At 29.9% G+C, this 26,702-nt stretch carries 21 protein-coding genes; 4 read left to right on the top strand and 17 right to left on the bottom strand.

All coding sequences use genetic code 11. From position 1 onward, the window contains the following. Positions 1-42: 42 nt before the first annotated feature. From EYW44_RS05535 to EYW44_RS05495, 9 genes are all read right to left on the bottom strand, one after another. Positions 43-2,769: an AAA domain-containing protein gene (locus EYW44_RS05535; RefSeq protein WP_132722679.1), complete on the bottom strand. Its 2,727-nt coding sequence runs from the start codon at positions 2,767-2,769 to the stop codon at positions 43-45. Between the two features lie 126 nt (positions 2,770-2,895). Next, the gene (locus tag EYW44_RS22455; protein ID WP_207893754.1) at positions 2,896-4,791 is read right to left on the bottom strand and encodes an AAA family ATPase; all 1,896 of its coding nucleotides are present in this window, start codon (positions 4,789-4,791) and stop codon (positions 2,896-2,898) included. Between the two features lie 134 nt (positions 4,792-4,925). Next, a complete protein-coding gene (locus EYW44_RS05525; protein WP_132722678.1) occupies positions 4,926-6,386 on the bottom strand; it encodes a hypothetical protein in 1,461 nt (486 codons plus the stop codon). Positions 6,387-6,467: 81 nt separating this feature from the next. Continuing rightward, positions 6,468-7,277: an ABC transporter ATP-binding protein gene (locus EYW44_RS05520; protein WP_132722677.1), complete on the bottom strand. Its 810-nt coding sequence runs from the start codon at positions 7,275-7,277 to the stop codon at positions 6,468-6,470. Positions 7,278-7,279: 2 nt separating this feature from the next. Next, complete coding sequence (locus EYW44_RS05515) at positions 7,280-8,251, bottom strand: ABC transporter permease (RefSeq protein ID WP_132722676.1); 972 nt, start codon at positions 8,249-8,251, stop codon at positions 7,280-7,282. Further along, positions 8,251-9,807 (bottom strand): phosphate ABC transporter substrate-binding/OmpA family protein, encoded by a 1,557-nt coding sequence (locus tag EYW44_RS05510; RefSeq protein WP_132722675.1) that lies wholly within the window; start codon positions 9,805-9,807, stop codon positions 8,251-8,253. The genes EYW44_RS05515 and EYW44_RS05510 overlap by 1 nt, the downstream gene beginning before the upstream one ends. 22 nt (positions 9,808-9,829) lie before the next feature. Beyond that, entirely contained in the window at positions 9,830-10,834 is a 1,005-nt protein-coding gene (locus EYW44_RS05505; RefSeq protein WP_132722674.1) for a PspA/IM30 family protein, read from the bottom strand. Next, positions 10,834-11,511 (bottom strand): hypothetical protein, encoded by a 678-nt coding sequence (locus EYW44_RS05500; RefSeq protein WP_132722673.1) that lies wholly within the window; start codon positions 11,509-11,511, stop codon positions 10,834-10,836. The genes EYW44_RS05505 and EYW44_RS05500 overlap by 1 nt, the downstream gene beginning before the upstream one ends. 65 nt (positions 11,512-11,576) lie before the next feature. After that, positions 11,577-12,080 (bottom strand): hypothetical protein, encoded by a 504-nt coding sequence (locus EYW44_RS05495; protein WP_132722672.1) that lies wholly within the window; start codon positions 12,078-12,080, stop codon positions 11,577-11,579. 225 nt (positions 12,081-12,305) lie between these two features. Here EYW44_RS05495 and EYW44_RS05490 point away from each other — a divergent pair, with 225 nt between their 5' ends. The 3 genes from EYW44_RS05490 to EYW44_RS05480 all read left to right on the top strand — a co-directional run bounded on the left by EYW44_RS05490 (position 12,306) and on the right by EYW44_RS05480 (position 16,793). After that, positions 12,306-14,798, top strand: coding sequence for a DUF2339 domain-containing protein (locus EYW44_RS05490; RefSeq protein WP_132722671.1), 2,493 nt, complete (start codon positions 12,306-12,308; stop codon positions 14,796-14,798). Next, positions 14,785-15,999, top strand: a complete 1,215-nt coding sequence (locus tag EYW44_RS05485; RefSeq protein WP_132722670.1) for a hypothetical protein — start codon at positions 14,785-14,787, stop codon at positions 15,997-15,999. Before EYW44_RS05490 ends, EYW44_RS05485 begins: the two co-directional genes overlap by 14 nt. Positions 16,000-16,091: 92 nt before the next feature. Then, positions 16,092-16,793 (top strand): DUF6503 family protein, encoded by a 702-nt coding sequence (locus tag EYW44_RS05480; protein ID WP_132722669.1) that lies wholly within the window; start codon positions 16,092-16,094, stop codon positions 16,791-16,793. 17 nt (positions 16,794-16,810) lie between these two features. Here the strand turns inward: EYW44_RS05480 and EYW44_RS05475 are convergent, their stop codons facing one another. The 4 genes from EYW44_RS05475 to EYW44_RS05460 all read right to left on the bottom strand — a co-directional run bounded on the left by EYW44_RS05475 (position 16,811) and on the right by EYW44_RS05460 (position 19,906). Beyond that, positions 16,811-17,599, bottom strand: a complete 789-nt coding sequence (locus EYW44_RS05475; RefSeq protein ID WP_132722668.1) for a HesA/MoeB/ThiF family protein — start codon at positions 17,597-17,599, stop codon at positions 16,811-16,813. A 9-nt stretch (positions 17,600-17,608) separates the two neighbouring features. Then, positions 17,609-18,256, bottom strand: coding sequence for a hypothetical protein (locus EYW44_RS05470; protein ID WP_132722667.1), 648 nt, complete (start codon positions 18,254-18,256; stop codon positions 17,609-17,611). A 220-nt stretch (positions 18,257-18,476) separates the two neighbouring features. Beyond that, a complete protein-coding gene (gene glpQ, locus EYW44_RS05465; RefSeq protein ID WP_132722666.1) occupies positions 18,477-19,460 on the bottom strand; it encodes a glycerophosphodiester phosphodiesterase in 984 nt (327 codons plus the stop codon). A 26-nt stretch (positions 19,461-19,486) separates the two neighbouring features. Beyond that, on the bottom strand, positions 19,487-19,906 hold the full coding sequence (locus EYW44_RS05460) for a hypothetical protein (RefSeq protein ID WP_132722665.1): 420 nt from the start codon (positions 19,904-19,906) through the stop codon (positions 19,487-19,489). Between the two features lie 304 nt (positions 19,907-20,210). Between EYW44_RS05460 and EYW44_RS05455 the strand changes: the two genes are divergently transcribed. Further along, positions 20,211-21,398: a cell adhesion protein gene (locus tag EYW44_RS05455; protein ID WP_132722664.1), complete on the top strand. Its 1,188-nt coding sequence runs from the start codon at positions 20,211-20,213 to the stop codon at positions 21,396-21,398. 86 nt (positions 21,399-21,484) lie between these two features. Here the strand turns inward: EYW44_RS05455 and EYW44_RS05450 are convergent, their stop codons facing one another. The 4 genes from EYW44_RS05450 to leuS form a co-directional block, all read right to left on the bottom strand. Next, positions 21,485-22,219, bottom strand: a complete 735-nt coding sequence (locus EYW44_RS05450; RefSeq protein ID WP_132722663.1) for a PepSY domain-containing protein — start codon at positions 22,217-22,219, stop codon at positions 21,485-21,487. Positions 22,220-22,333: 114 nt separating this feature from the next. Next, positions 22,334-22,777: a hypothetical protein gene (locus tag EYW44_RS05445; RefSeq protein ID WP_132722662.1), complete on the bottom strand. Its 444-nt coding sequence runs from the start codon at positions 22,775-22,777 to the stop codon at positions 22,334-22,336. 173 nt (positions 22,778-22,950) lie between these two features. After that, on the bottom strand, positions 22,951-23,442 hold the full coding sequence (locus EYW44_RS05440; RefSeq protein WP_132722661.1) for a hypothetical protein: 492 nt from the start codon (positions 23,440-23,442) through the stop codon (positions 22,951-22,953). A gap of 170 nt (positions 23,443-23,612) precedes the next feature. Then, positions 23,613-26,459: a leucine--tRNA ligase gene (gene leuS / locus EYW44_RS05435; protein ID WP_132722660.1), complete on the bottom strand. Its 2,847-nt coding sequence runs from the start codon at positions 26,457-26,459 to the stop codon at positions 23,613-23,615. Positions 26,460-26,702 lie beyond the last annotated feature (243 nt).

The raw sequence follows: 26,702 nt of genomic DNA, 5'->3' as shown, positions 1-26,702 counted from the left end.
TATGTAACAATCAATACAAACTAAAAAGGAAATCTAAACTGGTTACTTTAACTTACCTTTTAAATAATCAATACAAGCCTGTTTATTTAACGACCAGTATGCGTATGGCATTGCTATAATTTGAATATTTACACGCAACAATGTTCTGTATTGATCTAAAGAAAAAGCATCTCCCATTTCTCCAGGATATCCTATTAAATCAATACAAATTGTTTTTGTTTCAGTTGCTACTACTATATCAAAAGTATACCCAGCAATATCATAATTTACAATCATATTATCTTTTGCTACTCCTAATTCAGTTAAAGCTTCACAAACTTCATCTGCAAAACTATCTGCATAAGTGTTCTCGGTTAACTGACTTAAGTAATTCTTTGTATCGGCATAATAATCAACTAATAAATGAGAATTACTAAAGTTTTTTGCTTCGAAAGAATAATATAAAAACTGTTTTTGTTTTGCTCTTGTAATACTTACATTAAAAACGTCTTCTCTATTCAAATAATTAAAAACAGCTGAGCTAGTTTCATTATCTATAGTAAAAGTTAAAAACATAAAATCTCGTTCTTCTCCCTGAAAATCATAAGGAGAACCTATTAATATTTTATGTTTTTTTATTACAGACAAATCAAATGTTTCTAATTTTCGCTGTAAATAATTCACCTGATCTCTAAACGGAGATAAAATTCCAATAGAAGTAGCTGCAGAACTTGGTATATCGCTTTCCTCTTTAATTAATGTCTCAACATCTTCTAACAACTTAATAGCTTCTGCTTCATTAACACCTCTTTTGTTTTTAGTTCCGTTACATTGTACCCAATGAATTCCATGTGAGGTATCATGAATACTAATCGTTGACATTACCTTTAGCTTTTCATCATAAAACTTAGCATTGCTATATTTAATAATTTCAGGAACACTTCTGTAATGCTCATCTAAAAAATGAAAGTTCTCTTGCTCAGTTACTTTTGAAGTAATAAAATCTAAAAAACTATTTTTCCTGTAGTTTACAACATCAATTTCATGAATTAAACCTAGATCTGAGGCTGTTTTCTCCATTATTTCAGAAGAAAGAAATGAAATATGTTTCAATTGTTTAGGATCACCTACCACCACTATTTTTTTAGCTCTAGCCAATACCGGAATCATTGTAGCAATATCACATTGTGAAGCTTCGTCAACTATTGCCACATCAAACAAATCATTTTCTAACGGAATAAATGTGTTTAAATCGGTGGTTTTAGAAATCCAAATTGGAAAACAATCTACAATCTTTTTAAAATTAATACTTTCCAACAATCCATCTTTTACCTCTGGATTTTTAGACTTTGCTATCGTTAATAATTCTGATAATGTAGCTCTATCAGTTCGTAATGATTGCTGAATTTTATAAGAAGCTCTTTCAGTTACGATCTTCTTAATAATACTATTTCGTTTTTGAAGATAATGCCCTAACAATTCTATTAAATTCCAAAAAGGAAATTCTTTTAATACCTTTTTAGAAACATAATTCTTCTTAATTCTCTTAAAAAAAGAAGGTTTATAATCGAGTAACAACTCTGCTTTTTCAATTTCTTTTTTCTCTCGACTTTTAATTTCCTCTTCTAATTCTCTAATTTTATCTTTTGTTCCCGAAAGTTCTTTCTCTCTTTCTTTTATGTAGTTACTACTAGCTTCTATCGGATTATTATAACTTAAAATAGAAACTAACTTGTTTTTTACCTTGGTTTTATAACTTCTACCTGCTCCTACCCTTAATGTTAAACCTTTAATACCTAAATCGGTACTTATTTTATGATTTAAAACATTCACTGCTTGCTCCGATTTAGAACAAATTAATACACTTTTATTATTATATACCAAATCAACAGCAATAGAAGCAATTGTGTATGATTTTCCAGTACCTGGCGGTCCAACTACTACCGTACAAGGACTTTCGTTTTTTACAGATTTGATAATAGCACTCTGAGGCGCACTTAAATTGGATGGTACGTAAGCCGCAGAACTCAGTTGTTTTTTTGAACTAGTGTTCTTTGAACCACTTCTTGAGAATAATGCTTCTAAAGTATCATTGTATAAATGATTTTCTTTAATAGTTTCTAATTCTGTTAAAACATCTCGATTAGATTTCGACTTTTCTATAATTCCTAATGCAATACTCGGATGTATTTTTAATGAAGCCTTTTTTAAATCTTTCTTTAAAACTTTATCATCTACTAAAACTGGCAATTCCTCTAAAGAACTGCTATCAATAGTTATGTATTCTTGTATTTTTTTAGCAATTTCCTGAATCTCTACTTTTTGTATTTGAGTTTCTTTTAACAGTGATTTTACCTCTAATACAAAAGATTCATTTAAATTAAAATTACTTTTTAAATTGGTTAGTAACGTTTCATTAATTCTGTTTTCACTAAAATGATACTCTAAATAATAGATTCCACTATTATTGAGTTTTAACTCTACAGGAGTAAGAATTAAAGGCGCACAAATAGTTCTTTTTTTGCCTAAAAAAGTAATAGAGCCTGTAATAAAAAAGCTACACGCTAATAATGACTTTGTTTTTTTATGAATCTCGATATACTTGTATAACTCTTCACCAAAATCTAAGTTTAAAAAAGTAGTATCTTCTTCCTTAAAAAGTTCATTTTCATTTTTAAGAAAAATTCTCTTATCAATATTGGTTCCGAAAAAGTTTAAAAAATCTTGATCTTTAAACTCATGTTTGTAACAATTTTGATAATATGATATTACTTTTTCTATATGCAGCATAGGGATTATTACTTTTTTAAGATCTCTTATTTATTTGACCACTAGAATAACAATTAGCAGATTACTTCTTCCGCTATCGCTTCATCATAATGGCTTTTATTTTTTTATAACACAAACTTCAGAGGATTATTCGCTCTCTTGAAACTGTAAATACTTTTCTATTGTTTTATTTACTGGCGGAATATCTTCTTCTGTAATTGTTTTTAAGATTTCTGCTGTTATCGGTGTTATTGATACAATTCTATTTGCTTGATACTCTATTATTTTCTCGAATAAATTTCTTGCTACCCTAGCATTTCCAAAGTTTTTATCTTTCTTTTCATAAAACTTATCGAAAATAAATAACATCTTTTCCTTGGCATCTTCCGTGAGTACAAAATCATTTTTCCTGCAATACAACTCAAAAATTCCTAAAAGCTCACTTGGCTTGTAATGTTCAAAAGTAAAATACCTATTGAAACGAGATTGTAACCCAGGATTTGAATTGATAAAATCTTTCATCTCATCAGGATACCCCGCTACAATAACTACTAATTCTTTACGATGGTCTTCCATCTTTTTTAGTAGAATCTCAATAGCTTCATTTCCAAAATCCTTCTTATTATCTTTACTCAAAGCATACGCTTCGTCAATAAACAAAACCCCATTTATAGAAGTATTTATCACCTCTTCTGCCTTTAATGCTGTTTGACCAACATACCCTGCTACTAAACCACTTCTATCGGTTTCAATTAAATGTCCTTTTTCTAAATATCCTAAATGTTTATAAATTCTAGACACCAAACGTGCAACCGTAGTTTTACCCGTTCCAGGAGGTCCCATAAAAACAGAATGCAGAGAGTTATTTACCGCTTTCAATCCTTCTTCTTCTCTTAACTTTTGAACTTTTAAGAAGTTTGCTAATTCTTGTACGGCTGTTTTTATATTGTTTAGCCCAATTAATTCATTTAATTCATCTAAAACATCGTTCAGTGTTTCATCTTCATCTACTTCTGTTGTTTTTACACCTTGTAGTTTTTGTTTTGGATGATTTATTTTTTCATTAATCTGTTCTAATACTTTTTCTTCTTCCTCAGAAATAGCTCCATCTGCTTTAGCTATGAGTGAAGCTACACGATATAAAAACGCTCCAGAGTTTATAAAGTGTTTATTTTTTAGTTTTTTAAGAATTGATGGCAATAAAAACTCCTTTTTATAATCTTCTCCTAAATCAAATAATTTAGCATCTTTTATAATTTCAATGTTTTTATCAAAACTATCAGAAGTTACAAATTTATTGATACGCTCAATAGTTAAAGAGCTTATCATATCATTCCCTTGAAGCTTTTCAAATAAAAAGGCTAAAATGAATTTTACTTTGTAATTAGCAGCTACATTTTTCGAATCATTTAAATCAGCAACATTATTGTAAACTTTAATGATATCTTGTAAAATTACATGTTCAGCGACAAATTTTACGGCATCGTCCGATGTATTTACAATAGTATTTATAACAGTAGAGAATTGTTTGTTTCTATTTAGATCTTCTGCTAATAGTTGAATTTTTTCTCCTTCGTTTTTTAATATTTCTAAAAACTCATAATCAATTGCAAAGTCTTGTTCTGTATCTTCTTTCTGATTTACAAAGTCTTTAAACTTATTGGTAAAATATTCTAAATTCTTTTTTTCTTCTTTTTCTTTTAAAGCTACTTCAGATACTACTTCTTTTAACCATTTTACATGCTCTTTTGTAAAGTTTACAAAATACTCACTATCAAAAGAATTTTGCCATAAAGCCAATTTTTCTTGTTTTGTATGTACAAACTTAGAAGTAACTATAATGTCAAAACTTTCTCTATTTCCTTCGGAAGAATATAATACTAATATATCTTCATCTTTAATTTTTACCGATGGAAAATTAGACGATACTTTAAAAACATGTAATGGATTTATTGATTTTCCTTTAAAAAAATGCTGTTGATCTGTAGGTGATAGCTTTGTAAATAGCTGATCTATTATTTGGTAGTTTTTTTGAGTGTACATAGCTTTAAAATAAAAAATGTTGCATAATTATGGTGTTATTTGAAACTTAACCATTAAAAATGCAACACTTATTGCAGTAACCAAAAATAAGATATTTTTTTGATTACCTTAATTATAATATCAAGAGTAATAGCTTATTTGGTAGCTTTCTCTAATTTTTCAACTCTTTCTAATAAAGACTTTAATACTTTATTTTCTTCTTCTAGTTTTTTGATTTTATTTTCTTGTTTTTTTAGCAATTCAATTTCAGAATTTTGCTTTTCTAACTTCTTTTCTTGTTGAATTGTATAAAGCGTTAGTTCCTCTATTTTTTGTAATAATTTTGCATTCATATCTCCAAGAAAAATTCCATTTTCAGCAACTTCTTTAGCACTTGGAATATCTTTTAAATGTCCTTTTGCTTGAATGTGATTTTCAACTTCTGTTAATGTTGGCAACTTATAATCGTCATAAAAAACAAAATCTGCCCAATTATCGTGTAATGCAACCTTAACTTCTTGTGCAGCTATTCTTCCTTTAACTCCTAATTTGAAACCTTTAGTGTCATTTGTACCAATACCCACGTTACCTTTTTTAAGCCCTAATGCGATATCAGCATTTCTTCTAATAATAAAAGGCATTGATGCAGAAGTAGCAGAATACACATATAAATCTCCTTCTTCTGTACCATAAAAAGAGCTCACTCCATGTGCAACACCTAATCTCATTTCTCTGTCACTTGTAGGTGTTTGAAATCTTATTTCAGGCCACTCTTTAGAGGCTATTTTTAGATACCTTCTAGTACTTAAATTTCCTACAAAGGCATCACCATAAACTAATAAATCTGACTTTTTATCATTCTTACCAATCACAACATCTGTACCTGTTCCATAATTAAGATATAAACTAGAAAAAGCATCACTATCTGCAGCCTTACCATTTACATGTCTAACTTTTAAAGAACCGTTTCCTTTCCCCCCAATATTAACTGTACTTTTTACTGTTAAGGTTTCTGCCCCTAAATCGGTAGTACCTATACCCATTTTTCCATTTAAAATTAATCTAGCTACATCATGATATTCTATCATATTTAGAGAAAAATCTTGAATACTGTTTGCTACTTCTGCATTTAAAACATTTCCAGATTTTTCATATGGAATCACCTTCATATTCTCAGCAGTAGATTTAGTCCATCCTTCAAACTGAAAACCTAAATGATGCCAAGAAGCAGAATAAGGAACTTGTAATGCCATGTACTTTTTGGTATTGTACATAACTGTTATTAATTTCCAAGTACTATCTGTATTTATACTGGTTATAGCTCCACTTGTACCTGTATATGCACTAGATGTATTTACATTAACTACATTTGTTCTATTCCATGCACCAGTACCACCACGCATAGCTGTTATTTTACCTATTGCATAATTTTTACTTATTTTAGTTCCATTATACATTTCATGCAAAAGAATAATACTTTTTGTATAATCTCCTTGACCATGATTACCAATATTAATAGCTTTAAAGTTTACATCGGCTAATTCTGTTACTTGTGCTAGTAAGTTAATTGTTGTGCATAGAAAAAATAACAACAACAGTTGAGAAAGTTTTTTCATAATAATTTTTTAAAAAAATAAAATAGTTTTACTGTCTGCAAAATTATTAATTTCTAACAGACTAGCAAAACTATTCTAAAACTAACTCTCAGAGTCAATTTGCATCATAGCGTCTTCTACTTCGTGAACTAATTCATCAAAGTGAGAGAGTCTTTTGGTTTCTCTATTTCTATTAAAAGGTAAGTCTACATTAATATGTTTTACAAAATTGGAAGGTGCATGCTTCATTATAAAAATATCATCAGCTAAATACACTGCTTCTTGAATATCGTGTGTAACAAATAAAATAGTAGGACTAAATTTTTCCCAAATACCAATTAATAAATCTTGCATTTGTAATCTAGTTTTAATGTCAAGTGCTCCAAAAGGCTCATCCATTAATAAAATTTCTGGATTCGACATTAAACTCCTAGCAATAGCAACTCTTTGTAACTGTCCTCCTGAAAGATTTGGATATTGTGCATATTTCTTTTCGTGTCCATCCAAACCTACCAACTGTATCATTTCCATGGAACGCTCATCACGCTCTTTTTTAGAAACACCTTGAAACTGTAAACCTAGTCCTACATTATCTAAAACAGTCATCCATGGCAAAGAAGAGTATTGTTGAAATACCATACTTACCCTATTCTCTTTACTTACAGGTTTTCCTTTTACTAAAACAGTACCTTGTGTAGGCTGTTGTAACCCTGCAATATATCTTAACAAAGTAGATTTTCCACAACCAGACATTCCTAAAATAGCCGCAAATTGCCCTTGCATAGGTTTGTCTTCTACCAGAAAATTTAAATCTTTGATAATTTCTACTTTTCCATTGTCGTATGACTGATGGATATCGCGTAACTCAATAATATTGGTTGTTTGCGGATTGTCAAAAAATTCCAGTCCCATAGTTAGTGTTTATTTCCTTTGTTAATGTGTTTGTGCGGAAAAAGTAACTTGTCAATCATTACAAAAAGTCGATCTTGCAACACACCGATTAAAACAATTATAATTAAAATAGCAAAAGCCTTATCTATTCTACTTTGTCTTTTTGCTGTCCAAATTAACTCTCCTATTCCACCACCTTTATTTAACATTTCAGCAATCGTAATATACGTCCATGAAATAGCTGTAAGTACTCTAATGTCATCAATTAATTTTGATAAAACATACGGTATGTATACTGTTCTAATCGTTTGCCAAGGTGTAGCTCCTAAGGTAAAAACAGTATTTATGTATACTTTTTGTACCTCATCTATACGCTGTACTACTACAGGAATTAAATACACTACAATACCAAAAGCTAAGAAAGCTACTTTCATTTGACTTCCTAAACCCAACCACATGATAAAAATACCGGTTACGGCAGTTAAAGGAATAAATCGATATGAATCTATTATTTTGCTAAATAATCCTCTAAAAAGAGGAATTAGCCCTAATAAAAATCCGAACGGAATAGCTATTACTACTGCCAATAAATATCCTAATACATTTAATTTGATAGAAAAAAATGTATTTCCTATTACATCATCTTTTTCATTTAACTCAGGAAAAGCTTTAATTACTTTTATTGGAGATGGTAACAATGGATACACCTTGTTTTTTACCAATCCATAATTATTTAATTCTTCAGTAGACAATGATTCTAACTTGTCATAGTTAGCAACTAAGATCGAATCATTTTCATAGTACAGCTTATTCTCTTCACTAAGCGATGTTATATCAATAGTTTCGTTTTGCGAGATTACTTTTTTCGATAATACTTCAGCAAAAACAAACCACATTAAAACAAGAATTACGCTTCCCAAAATGGTAAGCGTAATTTTTTGTTTTTGTTCTAGCTCTCCTCTAAGCTCAAATAAATTTTTAAAACCGTTACTCATTAGTCAACTACTAATTCAAAATCAGTTCTTCTATTTTTCGCTTTACAATCTGCATTTTGGTTTCTTTCGCAACCAGCAACAGGTTTATCAGGACCATTACCAACAATAATAAATCTATTTTTTGGCATGTGATGTTCTTTAATTAAATAATCAGCAACTGATTGTGCTCTCTTCTTAGATAAAGCAATATTAGATGATCTACCTCCTACATTATCAGTATTACCTTCAATTCTTACACGTGCATTCGCAAACGCTTTTGCAATTTTAGTAAACTGAATATCTATTAACTGCTTTGCATTTTCTGTAAGTTGAAATTGACCTGTATTAAAGCTAATACTAACTTTTTTAGATGATAAAGATTCTTTTTTAATTAATTGCTCACTTACTTCTGAGAATTGTTTTTGACCTTCATCTTCATGATTTGCTCCAGTTAATGAAGTTGTTTTCGCTACTAAATCTTTTGTAGATAATAATCTCCAACTTTTAGCTCCAGTAGTACTAAATCCTAAATCATTATACTTCACTTTCATGTCGTTATATAAAGACTCACCAGTTACTCCATTATAATTAGGATTTAATCCGAAGAAATCTTTATTATCTCCATGCGTAGTTAAACGTACATTATTAATAGCATCGTAACAAAAATCTTCTGGTTGAGATAATCCTTCTGCTAAGATTTTAGCAGCTTCTCTTTTTTTAGCGTCTGAACCATTTAATTCAGAAGCACCAATCATCCAACCTTCATATAAATCACGTAACTGTTGTTTGTTATTTTCAATAAAATCTTTCTTAGCTACAAAAACATCTGCAATAATATGAGTTGCATTTTTAGTACTTTCTAATACTCTTGCACCAGCTACTTTGCTTACACAATCTGCATCATCTGGACTCCAAACAACAGCTGCATCAACAGTACCACTTTTAAAAGCATCTGCTGCATCAATTGCACTTGGTACCTGTACTAAAGTAACATCTTTAAAATCAATATCACCCGCTTCTAATAACCAAATTAAGAATGAGTGAGAAGGTGTCATGGGTGCAACGGCAATTTTCTTACCTTTTAAATCTCTTACTTTATTAATTCCTCTACGAGCAACAATAGCATCTCCACCACGACTCCAGTCTGCTTGGAAAACTACCTGAGGTTGGTATTGTGCTAAACCTTCTACTTCTGTTGGAAAAGCATCAATAGTAGCCCACATTAAATCGATATCTCCATTTTTAAATGCATCTCTTGAAGCATCAAAATCATCTATTACTTTAAATTTTACTTTAAATCCGTAATCTTTATAAAAACGAGAATTTGTATTAGCATCAAACCCTTGGTTAAAATATTGTCCACCTGCATAACCACCCCAAGTAACTACACCGATATTAATTACATCTTTGTAACCTTCTTTTGTTTTTCCTCCTTTTGAAGAAGAAGAAGAAGTTACTTCGTTAATTTTATCTTTTACATCTGGATTTCTCAATTGCATTAGTAAAAAATAAACTGCACCTACAATAGCGGCAACTATTAAGATTTTAGAAAATGGAGTAAGCCTCTTTCTTGCCATAATATATTAATTTGATTAATTGTTATAAGTTGAATAAATCAGAATACTGATTATTTTGATCTCTATTTGTTTTTAAAATTGGAGCATCTAAGTCTACACTATGACTATCGTTTACCAATAAATCTTTATCGTTTCCTAAGATTAATGAAACTCCTTCTTTTTCCCATTTGTCAAGAAGTTCTAAACCTTCTTCTTCGAAAACACCATTTTGTAAATCGATAGAATCCATGAAGTTGTTAGACATTTCCATGAAACGTTCCATTTCTCCTATTTTCATGCTTACATCATCAGCAATTGCTTCTAAAGCTCTATCAAACATTTCTTTTTTATCAGAATTACCAGCAATAATATTCATGGCAGATTTCATAGCTGAATGACTGGCTCTAATCGCTTTTCTTTCTTGCTGTTTCACCATTACTTGGTCTTCTATATCTTCTAATAAAATTTCAGAATTCTCATACATTTTGAATAATACTCTGTATAAAATTTCCATTTTTTTATACAACCCATCTAACTTTAAATTAGAATCTTTTAATCGTCCTGCTTTTCTAGACTTCAGAATCATAATTCCTTTTTTGTCTTTCTCTTTAGCAGCACTTGCTAATTTTAAGTTATTATTGATGTTCTTTTTATTTTCATGCATAATTTGCTGTAATCTTTTCATCTGACCTTTCAATACAGCAATTTGTTTGTTCATTTTTCGTAAGTTATCTTTTAAATCATCAATATAACTTTTAAGAATACCTATAGGATCTATCTGAATAAAAATTCCTGTAATCCATCTCATTAATGATTTATAAACGTAAAAAATAAGATTACGCATTTTAGGATCTAAAACAACATAAATTAAAGCTGCTAAACCACATAATAAAAAACCTAATTGTAACGTGTTTTCAACAATATTTATTAAAAAAGGTAACGATTTGTATAAACCATATAAAGCACCAGCACCAAATAGTCCAGTAAGCAGCATTCCTGTTTTTCCTTCGGGTCTTTCCCAAAAAGATTTTGGTTTTAAATTTTCCATTATTTTAAATATTGTTTCATTTTTTCAACATCTTGCTCTAATTGAGATCGTAGGTGTAAATACGATACTTTAAAGTCGTTTCTAGTTTTATCTATTTTAGACTTACTTTCTGCAACCGTCTTTTTTAATTCCTCTATTTGAGTTTGGTGCCTTGTAATCTCTTCAGTAAGTTTTTTTATTTGTTCTGATTTTTCTTTGATAATCGCATCAAATTGAGTGATTTCTTTTTCTTTATCTCCAACATTTGAAGTTAATTGACCTTCAAAAGCTTTTAAAAAAGTAGTGTTTTCATTTTCTAAAATAGATATGTAATGTCCTGTAGATGCTACAAGTTTATCTAAAGTAACTCCTAAAGTTGAAGCTGTAGCAAAAGTAGATCTGAATTTAGTAGCTTCATCCATTGGCATTTTTTCTAAAGCTTTAATCGCTTTTTTAAATTCTAAATAGTCAAAACCTTCTAAATTATTCTTTTCTATAGCTCCTAGTAATTTTTCTATAATTTTTCCATCCACACCTCCTGATGTATCAGTATTAGTGTATGTTTTTGGAGAAACGTTACTAGTTTCTTCTACATTTTTTTGTGAAACCTCTTTTTCAGCTTTCGCTTGTTTCGGAGTTTCTTTCTTTTCCTCTGTAGTTTCTTCAACTATAAAAAGAGATTTTAAGTTTTTTAGCATAAATAAAACATTTTAAAACAAAGTTAAAAAAAATAAGGAATAATCAGTCTTTTATAGGGTTAGCTTTATTTTATCACTTTATCCCAACCTATTTTCACAATCACAAGTAACACTATAAAAATGACCAATAATTGTGTTATACTTCCTATAAAAAAGATTCCTATAAATATTTTTTGAATTAGATACGTAATTAAAAATGTAACCACAATTATTGCAAACAATCCTGATATTTTATCGAAACCAGGAATTCTTTTTAACGGAATTGTTTTATTGATAATTACAAACAACACCAACATTGCAATAATTGGCAGATAATAAGTTAGTACTTCTAATTGCATTAAATTAGCTCGCAAATAGAAAAAATTATAAACCAATAATATGATTGCTAAAATACCTGGTATGGCTACAGCATAAACTAATGCAGTATAGAAATAATTAATAGGTGCTTTAAAATTTTTAGGTGTTACAATTAACATTCCCATCAAAGCCAATACCAATAAAGCGATGTAGTAATTAAGAATTGTAGAAGAATTACTGCTTAATTGGTTTATTAAATCTTGTACTGTCATTTTTTTCTTTGCAATGTAGTAACTTTATCTGAAAAATTAACATACTCAATATAGGTGCGTGTACAATTAGGTGTTTTTATCCGAGTTTCACTTCATATTTGTAATTACCCCAAAAAACATGAATGCACATTTTTTACTTCATTTTACCACTAAATCCCCGCGAAAATACATTGAAAGCTTGTTAAAAAAATAAAAAGGCTACATTTGAGTACAAAAAAGAGTTATATGGAAGCTATTATTTTTCTAATTCTACTTATTGGTTTTATTAGTATTAACAACAATATTAATTCGAAATTTAAAAAACTTGAGAATACTATTGGTACATTAAATGCTCGAATTCGATCTTTACAAGAAAAGCTTAAAACACAACAGTACTCAGCTCCGGAAAAGAAAAGTACTGAACCTGTTATGGTTAAAGATCCAGAACCAATACAACCAGATATTCCTGAACAGAAACCGACTTTTGTTTTTGATGAACCCAAAAAAGAGGAACCTATTAAACAACCTATTGAAAAAGTTTCTTTTGAACATTCTTTTAAAGAAGAGAAAAAAACAATTGAAGAAAAAGCAACTCCAAAACCTCAAAAAACCTATACACCTAAAAAATCTTGGTTTGAAACTTTCAAAGAGAAAAATCCTGATTTAGAAAAATTCATTGGTGAAAATCTAATCAATAAAATCGGAATTCTAATTTTAGTATTAGGTATTAGTTTCTTTGTTAAATATGCAATTGATAAAGATTGGATTAACGAACCAGCTAGAGTTGGCATTGGAATTTTAAGTGGTGCTTTAGTAATGGGAATTGCTCATAAACTGAAGAAAAATTATGCTTCTTTTAGTTCTGTTTTAGTTGCAGGAGCTATTAGTATTTTTTACTTCACTATTTATATCGGTTTTCACGAATATCAATTATTCAACCAAACCATTGCTTTCTCTATAATGACAGTAATTACTGCTTTTAGTGCTTTAGTTTCTATTTCTTATAACCGACAAGAATTGGCTGTACTTTCATTAATTGGTGGGTTTGCAGCTCCATTTATGGTTAGTACTGGCGAAGGAAACTACGTTGTGCTCTTTAGTTATATTGCTATTTTAAATATTGGAATTCTTGCAATCTCATACTTCAGAAAATGGAAACTGGTTACAATACTCGATTTTATCTTTACCATTTTACTATTCTCTGGTTGGCTATTATCAACTATGTATGAAGAAAAATTCTCACATAACGGTGCCTTAATTTTTGCCACATTATTCTATTTCATTTTTAGCATTACCATTGTTTTAAATAATTTAAGAAACAAAGGTGTTTTCTCTAAAATTGAATACTTCATTTTAATAGCAAATACTTTTTATTTCTTCGGAATTGGAATGACTATTTTAAAAGATTTAGATTCTAATTTAACTGGGTTATTTACACTTTCGTTAGCTATTTACAACGTAGTTTATGCGGCTATTTTATACAAGAAATTCGGATTGGATAAAAATGCCATTTATCTTTTAATTGGCTTGGCTTTAACTTTTGTAACCTTAACCGTTCCTATTCAGTTTGAAGGAAATCAAATTACAATTTTCTGGGCTTTAGAAGTGGTATTATTATTTTGGTTATCTAAAAAATCAAAAATTGGTTCGTTTAAAATAGGTGCAGTTATTGTTCAAGTCCTAACGATTATAAGTCTATTTATGGACTGGTATAAATACACTTATCTAGAACAGGAGTACGCCATTGTTTTAAATCCATTATTTATCTCTGGATTTGTTACTAGTATTTCTCTTTTTGTAACCTATCTAGTTTTAAAAGGTGAAAAAGATTTTGAAAGCACTTTATTTATCTTAGATATTAAATTTTATCGATCTCTTATTTTTGTTGTTGGAATTATCATAAGCTACTTAACAGGGCTTTTAGAAATCAATTATCAAGCTTACCAATATATTCAGAATTACTATTCTGCATTTGCTTTACCTATAACATATCATTTTATTGTCATAGCCTTACTATTGTTCTTAGTCACAAAATTCAAAACAGCATTTACAAAAGGAGTACTATTTTTTAGTGTATTATCAATAGCTTTTTATATTGTCTTTGTGTATAGTTTACCTAAAAACGAACTTATTCAGAATTTTGCTTTAGGAACACAAACTAAGTATGCTTTTTACTTTCATTACATAATATTTGCCTGCTTAATTTACTTTGGGTATCAATTATTCAAAAATGCATCAACAAACGAAACTCTTTTAAATAAGAAATGGTTGCCATGGATCGCTGTTTTTGCTATCGTTTATATTTTTAGTAATGAAGTAATGATTCACGGATTATCTTTTTCAAATTCTGTCGATACAACAGAATTAGCAAGCAAATTCTCTGAAGGAAGTGAAAATTATTATGCTAAAAACAGATATATTTCATCTGAAATAAAGGACACTCAAAATCAAATTATAAAAATTGGATATCCTATTTTATGGGGACTTTTTTCTTTTATATTTTTGATTATTGGTATTAAAAAGCAATGGAAAACATTGCGAATTATAGCATTATCGCTATTAGGCATCACTATTTTAAAACTCTTCTTGTACGATATTAAAAATGTATCTGAAACAGGAAAAATAATAGCATTTATTCTTTTAGGTGTTTTAATTCTGATTATTTCTTTTGTGTATCAGAAAATTAAAAAATTAGTTATTGAAGAAGACCAAGAAAACAATACAGATGAAAATATATAACTACATATTTGCTTTTTTCTTTTTATTGAACGGATTTAGCCAAACTCACAAAGGCGCTATTGATAATATTAAGGAAGATGGATTGCATAAAATAAAACTTTCGCAAGAGGTAAGATCGGCTATTAATGATAAGTTTAGCTCTTTTAGAATTAAAGACAAACAAAACAATGAAGTTCCATATGTTTTAGTCTTTAATTCTGATAGAAAATTCTCAAAATTTACGCCAATTACCATTGCTTCTAAAAAGATTATTAAAGACTCTGTTACGTCTATTATTTTAGAAAATAAACTAGGCAAAAAACAAGAGCATATCATTTTAAAAATCGCAAATACAGATATTGTAAAAAGCTATACAATCTCAGGAAGTAATGATGGAGAAAACTGGTTCGGATTGGTATCTCACAAAAGATTAAAACCTATAAACCTGCCTGAAAAACCAGTATTTGAAAAAACCATATATTTCCCTTTAAATACCTACAAGCTTTTGCGTATTGATTTTGATGATTCTTACTCATTACCTATTGAAATTTTAGAAGCAGGTACTTATGAAAGTGAAATTTTTAAACAAAGTCCTGTTGAAGTCAATAGCTATGAATTCAGTAGTACACAGAATAACGAACAGAAAACAACTGTTTTAAACTTTTCTGCTGATAATGCTTCTCAAATCAATTATATTTCTTTTGATATTAACACAAAGTTCTACTTAAGAAAAGCTAAAATATTTGTAAAAAGAGCTCGTAAAATAAAAAAGCGTACAGAAACTTACGATCAATTAATTGATCAAATTGAGCTAAACTACAACAACGATAATACTTTTTCTTTTAGCAATTTAAACGAAAAAGAGTTTAGTATAGAAATTGAAAACAAAGACAATCCTCCTTTAGAAATTACCAATATTCAACTATATCAAAAACCTGTACACGTAATTGCTAATTTTGAAAAAGACAATGCTTATTACATTGAAGTAGATGATTCATTTAATAAACCTTCATACGATTTAGGTAACTTTATCTCAAACAAAACAAAAGGAATAAAAAGTGCTAGTATTACTAACTTTCACAAACTAACAAAAGAGCTAGAAGAAACTACAACTACTTCTTTTTGGCAAACTGCTACTTTTATGTGGATTTGTATTATTGTTGGTGGTATTTTTGTTACGTATTTTGCTTTAAGTTTATTAAAAGATATGGGGAAGAATTAATTCTTCAATTACGAATTACGAATAATGAATTATGAATTTTGTCCTACTTATACCCCCCTTAACTCCTTAACTCCTAAAAACTAAATCAACCCATGAAAACAATTACGTTACTCTTAGCATTTATTTTTTCAGTTCAATTATTCAGTCAAGAAATAACAGGAAAGGAACTATTAGACAAAGCCATTGCATATCACGATCCGAATAATAATTGGAACACTTTTAATGGTACTTTAATGGTTACTATGAAAACTCCTGGTAAAAACGAGCGAAAGAGTGAAATTAAAATAAATTTACCCGAAGAGTATTTTTATGTAAAAGCTTCTAGAGGTGAAAACACTACCGAATACACAGTAAATAAAAATGATTGTACCATCCGTTTTAATGGAGTAGAAAATCCTTCTTCAGAAATTAAAAAAGAACACAACTTAAGCTGTAAAAGAGCCAATTTATTTAAAAACTACTACACATACTTGTATGGTTTACCCATGAAATTAAAAGATTCAGGAACCATTATTGATGAAAAAGTTACTCGTAAAACATTTAAAGGAAAAGAATACTTGGTATTGAAAGCTACGTATACCAAAGAAGTTGGTAAAGACACTTGGTACTTTTATTTTAACCCGAAAACCTATGCAATGGAAGTATATCAGTTTTTTAAAGAAGCAAAAGACAGTGGTGAGTATATTTTACTTTCAGGAGAAGAAACTATCAACGGAATAAAAATGCCAAAAAGCAGAGCTTGGTATTACAATAAAAACGATGGTTATTTAGGTACTGATGATTTGACTAAATAACCATTGTTTCTCATTTATTATCGAGTACACAAAAAATAAGGTTCAGGATATGTTTTTATAGGCAAATTGTTTGTTAAGCAAAAAGCAATATTGGTAACCAAAGCGGCTGCTAAATTAGATCCTACAACTAACTGCGGAGGCGTTATTTTTGCTGAATTCTTTTTGTATGCTTTATAAAAATCGTAAAACCAATCTAGATTCATGTCTTTATTATTTTCAAAATATGTAAGCATATTCTGAATTAACACTAATTCAAACCTACCTGTTTCTCTAGCAACATCGTAAATTTGTTCACTTGTTGGTGTTACAACATAAGCTGCTCCTGCCCAACCAAAATTTAGCGGATGAATTACTGGAACACCTAATTCTTTACAATATTCATCAAACACAAAAGGAGTTTCTAATGTATCAAAATCAATCGCATTGATTGCTATATCACAACCAGACACATAGTGTTTTATGGTATCTGGAGCTAAAAACAAGTGATGATACTCAATTTGAACATCTGGATTAATTGCTTTTAACCTATTCGTAATTGCTTCAACTTTTGAAGTATTTACATCATTATCCGTATAATTCTGTCTATTTAAGTTTGATTGCTCTACTTCATCTCCATCAATGAAAACAAAATTCTCAAATCCTAATCTTAGTAATGCTTCTGCAATTACACTCCCTAAACCAACACCACCAAAAACAATTTTAATATCTTTAATCTTGTCTTGTTCTTCTGGAGTTATATATAACACATTCTTATGATATCTGGAACTAGAATGCATTTCTTCTAACGCTTTATTTTCTGTACTCATTTTATAATTTTAATTTGAAAATGCCATGTGATTCGCTAACCAGTTTTGTATGGTTTTAGCTGTAAGCATGACTGGGTAAGTTGGACTTCCTAAAAAATATCTCTTTTCTCCTATAATTTCCATGTGCAGCCCTAATTCGTCAAAAATCTTATGAATTAAAACATCTGACTCAGCCAACATAATATCGTTATCATTTTTAGCTATATGATTTAATGAATGAAGTAGTAAATTCTGAATAACTTCTTTACTAGAAACTAAAGGAAAATCTCTTTTCAAAATTTCTGAAGCTATTGCCAGTCTTCCTAAATGCCAAACATTTCCTACAGAAAAATCTAGCTTAGTTATTAATTCGTCTAACTGAATATTAAAATCTTTTTCTATAGAAAGTTCTTCGTTTCCTTTTTTGCCGACTTTCATTGTTCCTAAAAAGTTTCCTTCAGCATCTCTAAAACCATAATAAACAGAATTTTCATACTGATTCGCATCGGCTTTATTCATCTCTTTCTGAACTGATTCTTCAGGATTCCAATTATATTTTTTGTGGTAATGATAGGCGTATTTTTTATATACAAAATTTGAAAATGACTCAATATTTTCACTTCCAATTTTATACAAATACATTCCTTTATAAACTTCTACAAGTCTATCTTTTTTCATGGTCTTTTTTCTTCTTTAAGGGGATTAAATAATAAACTTTTTCAAGGCTAAAAAACCTCAAAAAAACTTCTTTTCACGCTGCAAAAGTAAAATGACATCTAGAAAAAAATATCACCCAAAATGGGTGATATTATAACTTGTGAATAATTTGAATATACAGAGATAAATACTACAGGTGTTCAGATTTCACTCTTATAAGTAAGTGATTCAAAAACAACCTCTACTCCTCTAAAACACTGATAACCTTGTCTGGAAAATCGGTAAAACAACCATCAACATTTGCCTCTTCTAATAAAACTTTTATATTTTCTTGAAAAGAAGAAAATTCACCTAATTGATCTGCTCTTAATGTATAAGTATGTACTTTTAATCCTAGTTTGTGTGCATCTGCTACTAAAGATGTAAAAACCCATTCACCATTTTCTTTTTTATCTACAATTTGTTTGTACCAAGGACCTACTCCATCAGCATACGTTGCAAAATGCGAAAATTGCTTTGTTTCTTCAGGAAACTCAATTAACTGTACTAAAAACAACTGAGATTTTAACTCTTTTCGAACTCTTTCTAATTCTTTAGCGTCAAAACACTGAAAAATACATTTATCATCTTTGGTGTTATAACCATATTTAGACAATACATCTAACGTAATTTTAGCTATATCCTTTCCGTTTTTATGATGAAAAGCAGGATTTTTAATTTCTGGATAAATTCCAATTGTATGACCAGTACTCTTATTCAATCCTTGAATTAGTTCTATTTCTTGCTGAAGAGAATGCAATTTAAAACTTGAAATACCCTTTGGAAAACGATTTGGATAAAACTGTTTTCCGTCTTTTGTATTAAAACGTTCAGTAACATTTAATTTTTGTAATTCCTCAAAAGTAAAATCAATAACATAGTAACGACCATCCTCTCTTTTTCTCTCCGGAAAAACACTTTCTACATTGGTAACATCATCTAAATAAATATCATGAATCACAACAGGCACATCATCCTTACTCAACACTAAATCTTGCTCAATATAATCTGGTTGCATAGCATATGCCATTGCTTTGGCAGCTATAGTGTGTTCTGGTAAATAACCGGAAGCTCCTCTATGAGCCACTACTATCTTATCGGTTCTTTTTAATTTTTCTTTTGAATTATCAGATACCTTACAACTACCAATTGATAAAACAGTTAGTATTATTAATACATATTTCATTGTTCTAATACAAATAATTTTAAATTTTATATCCTAACTATTAATCTGTTTGTGTCTTTATCAAAAACACTTTCAAAACCTTTAACCTCAACATTCTTTATTCCTTCTGAACAACACCCTGTTGAAACGTTTTTAGTTGTTAAGATCTCTATCTTTTTTTCATTTTTAATACGAATTAATAAACTGTCAAAATAAGGTATATCGACTAAAGTCTCTCCTTTTTCATTCAAGAAAAATTCACCATTATACTTAATTTTCTCTCCTTCTACAAAGAATTCAAAATCGGATATTTCTAATTGATTACTTGCGATATAATCAGTATTGTCAGCATCATTAACCAATAACATATAAAGTCTAGGTTGATCACAATAAATAGTAGAACAATCTTCTTGATTAGTACAAGAAATTAATAATAGGATTAAAGAAAAAAAATGTATTGCTTTCATATTGATTTAATTTTTCCTGCAAAAATGCTCTAAAAAAAATAAAAGCATGTAAAGTTTGTGTGAAAACTTTTATTACTCACATTCAAAAAAACCAGCTTCAATATTACACATTACAAAAATCATTCTGATTTATACAATGATAATTTTATTTAAACATAAGTTAACATTGTATCACTACAATTAACATATATTCATTATTTAAAGCCTGTTTTTAACACTTTTACACCAAAAACATATATTTTTTTGCATTTTCTCATTTTTTTTCATTGATTTGTCGATCCAAATAACAAAATGTAAACAAAAAATGAAATTAAAAACCCTAATTTGTATTTCACTTTCTTTTCTTATGTTTAGTTGTGCTGTTGACGAAACAGACAACCTGATAGAAAACGAAACCACCGAAGTTAATGTAAGTAACAGAAGCGCCGATTTTTTAGATTATGGAGTGTATTGGTTTAATTCGCAAAACCAATCTGCAAAAGCATTTGACGAAAGAACAAACAGAAAAATAAACGTTTCTTCTTCTTTTTACGATCCTTCAAAACCTACTGTTGTATACTTTCATGGATGGCAATTAAACAGTTCTAGTAACAATTACGAAAGAGAGAATTTTCAATTTGTTGATGCCTCAAATAATGTAAACGTAAATACTGCTCAAATATGGAAGAAAAAGGGATGGAATGTTGCTATTTTCTACTGGAATCAATTTGCTGATGAACTTGAACTTAAAAATGCAGAAGCTAAAATTTGGAGTACTAATGGTAACAAAAAAATGCGTTATCGTTTAAGCGATGGTAGCTACTCTGAAAGACAAGCGCCTACAAATTCATTAGGAATTGAAGCTTTTAACCAACTTAGCGCACTTTTAGCGAATAACACTAGTAACAACATCCGATTTGTTGGACATTCATTAGGTAATCAATTAGCAACTTATACTTCTTTTCTTTTTAGTACTGCGGTTAAAAAAGGAAATTTAAGTGCTCGATTAATGCCTAATAGATTAGAATTATTAGATCCGTTTTGGAGTAAAGGACGTAAAAATTATTTAGGAGATTACAACAACGATGGCTCTAATGATTGGACTGGAGAGCGTGTAAGATGGTATGTACAAGAAATGAAAAACAGAAATAATTTAGCAACTACTTGGTACTCTTCTTCATTAATTTTAAATGCTGGAATTGGAGATTCTAACAATCGTTTAAAAGACATTGCAGCTTTTCAAAGTGTTAGATATTGGTATGTAAATGCTATTGACATTCCTGCTAAACATGTAAATGCTAGACATTCTTATTTCTGGGGATTAGATTTTGACGCTCCTGCTGAAGTTAGAGTAAACTGGCGTTTACAACGTACTAAAACTGGTAGAGTTGCTGCATCTGCAAGTACTTCTACTAGCAGAATCAGGCAAATGATGGGAAGCGCTAACTTATGGGATCAAGTAGAAGGAAGATATACTGCTACACCAGAAGATGACATGTTTCAAATAAAATAGTATCACAAAACAATTTGTATACAAACAAAAAAGATCTGTTGCTTTTTAGTCAACAGATCTTTTTTATGTATAGTGGCTATAACCAATTATCTTCTAATTTTCCTTTTGAGATTTCTTATCGTTGGAGAACTTAAATAATACAAATAAAAGCCAGAAAATATGGTTAACAATCCTAATACAGAGAAAATTCGTAATGTCCAATTGGTAATATGATCTCTGGTTTCAAAATCCATTACGTGTAACATCCATAAAAAGTCAAAACGCCTCCAATTATCATTTCTTACGGTTGTAATTTTTGCTAACTGCGGATGCACATATACTTTTGTATTGGTAGGATGGTCTAAATGAACAGCATACGCAGGCAAAGGCTTCCCTCTATACTCATGTCCTTTAGAAATATCTTTTTCAGTTAAAAAAGTTATTTCCTTTATAGCTATTTCCTCTTTTAATCTACTTTTAACAAAAGCTGTTACCTCTTCTTTAGTAATTTCTTTCTGTGTTGAATAATGATTCTTATTTAACTTTAATAGTTTGCTACCTTTAGACGTATGCAAACGCAACAGACTATCTTTGTTTACAACAATTGCTTCTATTTTTTCTATTGGATCATTAACTATACCTAAAAGCTTTCTTACTGGTTCGTTATATTGAAAAGCAAATGTTTTTTCCGATTTATCAATAAGTGTTTTACCATGAACATCTTTCATGTTATTCCAACTAAAATACAATCCACCAACAGTCCAAAATAAAAACTGAATTCCAATAAACAATCCTAAATAGCGATGAAGTTTACGTGTTCGTAAATGTAATTTTCTTGACATTATATGTGGTGATTAAGTATTATTTAATAAACGAAACGTAAATTTATTTATAAAAAACAAAAAACTCCGTACATAAAAGTACAGAGTTGTTATTTTTTACTAAGTTAAATTCTTTTAATTACAGTACGCTACTGTAAAAAGACCGTCTACAACATTATCTGAGCTAGAGTTAGATTTTACCTTTACCATTATTTGAGAATCGGTTACAGAAGTAATTTCTACGGTACTTTGAAGTACATTTAACGGAGTTTCTCCTTCTTTATGAAAAGAAACATTTGTGTTTTCATATACTCCTACTTTAGCAGGCACTGTAGCTGAAATGTACAGATTGTAATCTAACACCGATGAAGAACAAACTGCAGTTACTTCATTTGTAATATTTATTGAAACATTTTCACCCGAATCAAAAGCTTTTCCGCCTAATGCAACAAAAGTCTCCCCAAACACGCTTCCTTTTAATGGCTCGTTTGAAACTGTACCACCAACATTTTCATCGTCAGAACACGCTACAAAACACACTAACAGAAACAAACAGGTAATTTTAAATATATTTTTCATACTATATGATTTTTTTATGTTTGTAAATCTAGCTAATATCTTCTAATCATGCAGAATAAATGTTTTAATTTTTATAACGCTACTTAAAATCAAGGCATGATATTAACATCTACACAAAAACTATAGTCATTCAGTTTTATTGATATTGTTATTTTTTTCTAGACAACAATGAATTAAAATTTTGACTCAATATATTTTCTTAATTTTTTCTTCTTCTTTTTCTTTATTAATTTTTTTATATCAGTACTCTTTTCTAGAAACTTTTCATTTTTCTGATAAAAATCTATCATTCTATTAGTACCAGATAAAGCTCCTTCAATCTTATTCTTCGAATAATCATTCTCTAAGCTATATTTTGTCCATCCAGCTAAAAAAGACATCAAACACTCTTTACAATCTAAAGGAACTACTCCTCCAATTAACTCTATAGAAACAGAAGGGCTTCCCATCATCCATTTCATTAAGAAAGCATTTACGTCCTTTCTTTTTTCAATATTTTTATCAAGACTTGTATTCTGAATCCAATCTATAGCCTTAAGTACTAAGGCTTCTTGTTTTTTATAATCTTCTTTTGAGTTGAGTTGAACATTTGCAGGTATTTCAATACTTTGACTATTTAAACCTGTACTTAATGCTATGAATAATACTAAAATTACTTTTTTCATATTTATCTATTTTTGGTTAATACTTTCTCTTTTTACACATATTTTAAAACTTAATTATTAAAATATCATGACGATAAAGTTAGATATATTGAACTACATTATCAAATATTAAAAAAGGTTGTTTCAGTTTTACAACCAAAACAACCTTGTATTATATTATTGAAAATTTGTTATCCTACAATATTAATAATCTTTCCTGGTACAATAATCACTTTCTTTGGCTCTCTACCTTGTAATTGTTGCTGAGTTTTTTCATAAGCCATTACTGTTTTCTCAATATCTTCTTTGCTCATATCTAAAGGTAACTCTAAAGTAAAACGCATTTTTCCGTTAAAAGAAACAGGGTAATTTTTAGAACTCTCTACTAAATATTTCTCTTCAAATGTTGGGAAAGGTGCAAAAGCAATAGAACCTTCATTTCCTAATTTGTTCCATAATTCTTCTGTAATATGAGGTGCATACGGAGAAATTAACACTAATAATTGCTCTAAAATAGCTTTGTTATTACACTTTAATTTTCCTAACTCATTTACCGCAATCATAAACGTAGAAACCGACGTATTGAAAGAGAAATTCTCAATATCTTCCTCTACCTTCTTAATTGTTTTATGTAATGTTTTCAATGCATCTTTACTTGGCTCTCCTTCAGAAACCTCAAAATTATCTCCGTTATAAAATAACTTCCATAACTTCTTTAAGAAAGAATACACTCCAGAAATACCTGATGTTTTCCATGGTTTAGATTGCTCTAACGGACCTAAAAACATTTCAAATAAACGTAAACTATCTGCACCGTACTCTTCACAAATATCATCAGGATTTACAACATTAAACCAACGCTTAGACATTTTCTCTACCTCACGCCCAACAATATATTTACCATCTTCTAATTCAAACTCAGCGTCTGCAAATTGTGGCTGCCAGTTTTTTAATCCTTCAACATCTAGCTCATCAGAAGAATTAATCAACTTTACATCTACACGTAACTCTTGTAACTCCTCTGCTTTGTAATTATCTTTTAATCCTAAAGAAACATATTTATTGGTTTCTGCCACTCTATACACAACAGCAGAAGTCCCTAAAATCATTCCTTGATTGATTAGCTTTTTTGCAAATTCATCTACTGGTAAAATTCCTTTATCAAATAAAAACTTTTGCCAAAAACGAGCGTATAATAAGTGTCCTGTAGCATGCTCAGAACCTCCAATATATAAATCAACTTCTTTCCAGTAATCAACCGCTTCTTTACTTACAAACTCACCATCGTTTGTAGCATCCATGTAACGATTAAAGTACCAAGAACTCCCTGCCCAACCTGGCATTGTATTTAATTCTAACGGAAACACACTAGTGTGATTTATTTTTTCATTACTCACAACTAAATTAGTCTCAGTGCACCATGCCCAAACATCAGCATTCCCTAAAGGTGGTTTACCATCTTCTGTAGGCAAGTACTTTTCAACCTCAGGTAATACAATTGGTAAATGCTTCGCATCAATCATTTGAGGCATTCCATCTTTGTAATACACTGGGAAAGGCTCACCCCAATAACGTTGACGACTAAATACAGCATCACGTAAACGATAATTGATTTTTCCATAACCAAATCCGCGTTGCTCCATTTCATAAATAGCCAACTTCATCGCTTTCTTATACTTCAATCCATTTAAGAAATCAGAATTTGCGATCACCGTTTTGCTTTTATCAGAAAACGCTTCTTCAGAAATATCAACACCTTCAAAAATATTCGGAATCTCAATTCCAAAATGCTTTGCAAAAGCATAATCACGCTCATCACCACATGGTACGGCCATTACAGCACCTGTTCCATAACTAGCTAACACATAATCACCAATCCAAATTGGCACTAATTTTCCAGAAAAAGGATGCACTGCATATGCCCCTGTAAACACACCAGAAATAGTTTTTACATCTGCCATTCTATCTCTTTCAGAACGTTTTGCAGTTGCTTCTACATAAGCTTCCACTGCTTCTTTTTGATCAGCAGTTGTAATCTTTGCTACTAACTCATGTTCAGGAGCTAAAGTCATAAAACTTACTCCGTAAATAGTATCAGGACGTGTCGTAAATACGTCTATTTTATATGGCTTCTCGACTGCGCTCGAAGTGACATTATTTTCAACTTCAAAAGTTACCATTGCTCCTTGACTTCTTCCAATCCAGTTGGTTTGAATATCTTTTAAAGGTTGTGGCCAATCAATACCATTTAACCCATCTAATAAACGCTGTGCATACGCAGAAATTCGCATAGACCATTGGGTCATTTTTTTACGAACTACCGGATGCCCTCCACGTTCAGAAACTCCGTTTACAATTTCATCATTTGCTAATACCGTACCTAATTCTGGACACCAGTTTACTTCAGTATCAGATAAAAATGTTAAACGATATTGTAATAATATTTCTTGCTTTTTAGTTTCAGAAAATCCTTTCCACTCATCCGCCGTAAACGACACTATATCTTCATCACAAACTGCATTTACAGCTGCATTTCCTTCTGCTTCAAATTTAGCTACTAACGTTGCAACATCTTCAGCTTTATCAGTGTCTTTATTATACCAAGAATTAAATAATTGAATAAAAATCCACTGCGTCCACTTATAATAATCAGGATTTGAAGTACGTACTTCACGAGACCAATCAAATGAAAATCCGATTTTATCTAACTGTCCTCTATACGTTTTTATATTCGTTTCGGTAGTAATTGCTGGGTGTTGCCCTGTTTGAATTGCATATTGCTCAGCAGGTAAACCAAAAGAATCATATCCTTGAGGATGCAATACATTAAATCCTTTATGGCGCTTATAACGTGCATAAATATCACTTGCAATGTATCCTAATGGGTGCCCAACATGCAATCCTGCTCCAGACGGATAAGGAAACATATCTAATACATAATACTTAGGCTTATCACTAGCATTGCTTGCTTTAAAAGTTTGGTTTGTTGCCCAATACTCTTGCCACTTTTTTTCGATTTCTTGATGATTGTATTGCATCTTTAACTTCTTAGTTTAAAAGATGCAAATTTACAATTCTAGTTGAGATGTGGAAAGTTATTTTAACATCAGTTCATAAGGCAAATATCTGCACTTGGGCGTTCCCTAAAGGGCGGGCTTTCTGCAGTCGCTTTTAAATGTATTTGCCATACATTATAAAGAGCTTCAACAAATGCTTCAATCCCTAACGCAAGGTTATTTTAAACATTAGCCTTTACATTTAAATTCCTTTTTTCCCTGAAA

This window comes from Tenacibaculum sp. M341, from assembly GCF_004337695.1.
In the GTDB taxonomy this organism is placed as follows: domain Bacteria; phylum Bacteroidota; class Bacteroidia; order Flavobacteriales; family Flavobacteriaceae; genus Polaribacter.
Note: the sequence above shows the minus strand (reverse complement) of the source record. Positions and strands in the feature narration are given on the sequence as shown.